The organism is Fulvimarina thalattae (genome assembly GCF_040239565.1).
Taxonomy (GTDB): Bacteria; Pseudomonadota; Alphaproteobacteria; order Rhizobiales; family Rhizobiaceae; genus Fulvimarina.
Genome location: NZ_JBEHWS010000048.1, coordinates 1 through 3,414, shown reverse-complemented (window position 1 = coordinate 3,414; position 3,414 = coordinate 1). Strand labels below are relative to the sequence as shown.

Annotated in this window: 4 protein-coding genes; all 4 read left to right on the top strand. The window is 57.2% G+C overall.

All coding sequences use genetic code 11. The annotated features are described in order from the left end of the window. Positions 1–175: 175 nt before the first annotated feature. Genes ABRA89_RS20185 through ABRA89_RS20170 form a run of 4 tightly spaced genes read left to right on the top strand, consistent with a single transcriptional unit; the run spans position 176 to position 3,206 of the window. A complete protein-coding gene (locus ABRA89_RS20185) occupies positions 176–1,318 on the top strand; it encodes a hypothetical protein (RefSeq protein ID WP_349943300.1) in 1,143 nt (380 codons plus the stop codon). A 38-nt stretch (positions 1,319–1,356) separates the two neighbouring features. After that, positions 1,357–1,743, top strand: a complete 387-nt coding sequence (locus ABRA89_RS20180) for a GAD-like domain-containing protein (RefSeq protein WP_349943299.1) — start codon at positions 1,357–1,359, stop codon at positions 1,741–1,743. Between the two features lie 27 nt (positions 1,744–1,770). Continuing rightward, positions 1,771–2,061 (top strand): T6SS immunity protein Tdi1 domain-containing protein, encoded by a 291-nt coding sequence (locus ABRA89_RS20175; RefSeq protein WP_349943298.1) that lies wholly within the window; start codon positions 1,771–1,773, stop codon positions 2,059–2,061. Positions 2,062–2,087: 26 nt separating this feature from the next. Next, positions 2,088–3,206: a hypothetical protein gene (locus ABRA89_RS20170; protein ID WP_349943297.1), complete on the top strand. Its 1,119-nt coding sequence runs from the start codon at positions 2,088–2,090 to the stop codon at positions 3,204–3,206. Positions 3,207–3,414: the final 208 nt, after the last annotated feature.

The following is a 3,414-nucleotide window of genomic DNA, read 5'->3' as shown; positions in this document are numbered from 1 at the left end:
CGTTCTTCGCGATATCAAGACCGATCGTGGTAACCTCAGGCACGGACGCCTCCTTCGAGTGATGTTCAACACCCTCACTCTGGCACATCGATGCCGCCGGGGGCGTCCACCCCATCACCCAAAGACGAGAACGTAATCCGGGTACTCAAAGCCGGGACGTATTAAGAGTTCTAACATGAAAACCTTCGATCCATACCGTATCTACGCCGCCTTTGCCCTTACCGAAAACACGTTCGGCGTCACCTTCAGCAGCTCTGACTACGACGATATGTATTCCTATATCCTCATTCATGAGGGACAGTTGGAGCAGCCGTGGAGTCGTTTCGACGTTCCCCGCAACATCACCGGGCTGACCGGCAAGATTGGCCCGGAGGGGCGCCCAATCTTCTACGCCCTGAGCGACGAAGGCGAGGTCTATACCCTACCAGCGGGAGACGATGAGCCGGTCAAGCTGAAGATCGAGGGCGCCGGTGTCTGGTCCGACGACGCAACCGACCTAGGCTATGTCAACACGGTCACCTCGGTCGAGGGTGCGCTCTTTGTTACCGGCTATTACTCGCAACTCTATCGCGTGATAGAGACCGAATGGGACTGGTTTCACAAGGACAAGCTGCCCCAAGCGCCAGAAACCTACGACTATCTCATCTTCGGCGATCTGGACGGTCCTGCGGAAAACGACCTCTATATGAGCGTCACCTATTCCCCAATGAGCACGAGTCGCGAGTTGAGCGAAGAAGAAGAGGAGCGCGCCGCTGAATTGTTCCGGCAAGGAAGAAATAAGGATGCTCTAGCTATCCACCATGCCGCGGAAGGCCCATCGCGTGTTATGGAGGGTCGGCTCTATCATTGGAACGGGGAGGAATGGCGGATCGTCGCGATGCCGCGTGATGGACGCCATGAGCCGACGCCGGCGACGCTGGCCGACATCTTCATCGAGGCGCCGGACAGGATCTGGGCCGTCGGGCATAATGGCGTGATCCTCGTCGGCAACGCCACCTACGGCTTTCAGGATGTTTCGTTCAAGGGCGACGACGAGAGCCTGATCTCGATCACCAAATTCAACGACAGAATGGTCGTTGCGTCATTCTATAGTTTGCACTGGTTCGACGGTCATAGATTGACGCCGCTGCGTCCGATTTTGGACTCGGCGATCAACGAGGGCGTGCCCAACCCGTTGAAGGTTCAGGCGGTCAACGACTTACTCTTCTACTTCGATGTCAAACACGGTGTTCACACATTTGACGGCGACCGCTGGTCAAAGATCGCCATCCCACCGGAGCTTCTTGAGCGGGACTTCAAGGGGCTGCCGCGCCCGTAATGTGGCGGCTCAGTCGCGCGAGGAGCTGCGGTCTATCAATGAACCCTTGGGATGATTTTCAAGACTTCATCGATACGGAGGGCACGCCTGCGTTCTCTTCAAAGCCTGACGCTGATGAGATCGGTATTCTCGTCAAAAAGCTCCCGCAAGTGCTGGTCGATTTCCTGACGCAGGTCGGGTTTGGTGCCTATAATCGTGGGCTTTTCAGACTACGCCAGCCAGAGGTTTTTCGCACTATCCTGGCGATTGTCTTCAAAGCCGATAATGAGTTCCATCATGACGATTGCAACGTACTTGCCGACACGGCCTTCGGTTTGTTGCGGATTTGGTCGAACCGGCTGGGCCTTGTTGAACTAAGTTTGCCGACGGGGATGGTGTTTTGTCAGGCTTTGGAGCCGACGCGTTTTCGCGGGCTTCCCGATTAGCCTAGGCTGGCCCCGAATGATGAGCACATGGCAGCAAGCATCCTGCCGTTCCAGCAAGATGACGTTGACTTCTCCGACTACCTCGGCGAGCCAATGTTCAGCCCCTGTGTGGAGCGCTACGGGGCGCCGACGATGGACGAATGCTATGGCTTTTTCCCGGCATTGGCGATCGCCGGATTGGACAGTCCGACGCGATCGGTTGACCACATCAAGCGTGTCAAGGCTCTGGAGCATTACACATTCCTGGCACAGCTCGACACCTTCTATCTCACGCGGATTGGTCCTTCCGGCTTTGAGTCGGTTCGCCCGATTGGATAATCGGCAGATATGGCTGGATACTACTAATGCCGACGCAGTTTTCGGAATTCCAGCGCCTACGAGCAGCAATTGCCGTCGACCGTGATCGTTTTTGCGTGGCGATCCACGAGCTTGAGGCAGACGATCCGTTTTCGATCATTTTGGAGTATGATGGCTCCTTCCCCCAACCCTGGAGCCGAGTGGAGGTCCAGCGAAACGTCTTTTGCGTGACGGCCCGTGCAGGGGCGCAGCCCGGCGATCGACCCTATGTCGCGATCAGCGACGAAGGCGATGTCTTCTTCATCGAGGACGGCGGCATCCGCACCGAGAAAATTCCTGGGGCAGGGATCTATAGTGATGATGCAGACGGCTCGGGAGGGATGGCTGGGCTCTCCTCTCTTGGCGCCGGACTCGTTGCTTTCGGTATGGGAGGGCAACTGTATGAACGGGACAGCAGCGGGTCGTGGTTTCGGCTGATCATAAGCAATGCGCAAGCAGGCCGACTCGGCAGCTTCTCATTCCTCGAATCATATAGCGGCAGTGCCCTCGCGGGTGGTCGCATCGAAGCAGAATTTTGGAGAACGCCCGAACAGATTCAAAAGGAGATGATGGAAACGGATGACCTGGAGCGGTATCACGAATTAAGCGAGGAAGCAGAGCGCTGGGCAGAGGGGCAGGGGATTGTTCAAACACCGGTTGGGCTCCTACTCCAGTCCGGAGGTGACGATTGGCAGAAGGTTGATGTCAAAACCGAGCAGGTTCTGAACGCTGCCTTTGTGGAGTATCGCGAGCGTATCTGGATCGTTGGCTCCGGTGGCCTCATCCTTGTAGGCAATCCCCGTGATGGTTTTCAGGACCAGTCCTTCCATGGCGACCGGGCCCAAAGCCATGTCTCGATCACCAAATTTCGGGACAGGTTGGTCATTGCCTCGGACTACAGACTGTCTTGGTTCGACGGCCACATCCTGACACCCCTGAAACCGCGCCTCGAGCCGTCCATCAATGGCGGCGTTCCAACCCCCCTCAAGGTTCAGGCCGTCGATGATGTCCTGTGGTTGTTCGACTACAAGCACGGCATTCTTCGATACGATGGTGAAAACTGGGAGGATATCGCCATTCCGCCCGAGCTTCTGGAGCGCAACTTTCAGGGACTGTCGCGTCCCTGACGGCTTGCCGGCCTAGACGATCGTTCTGCGACTTGACCGTTTCAACCATCCGAGCGGCTGGCTGAAACCGTCTGCGGCCGCCGAGGGCGAGCCGCGGATGCGGATCGCGCAAGGGTCGTCGGACGTCAACCATATCGACGACTGGCGGCGGCTTTATTCCTATGTCTCGGGCAAGCGGTCTGGCCGGGACTGGAACTTCGAGACGCCG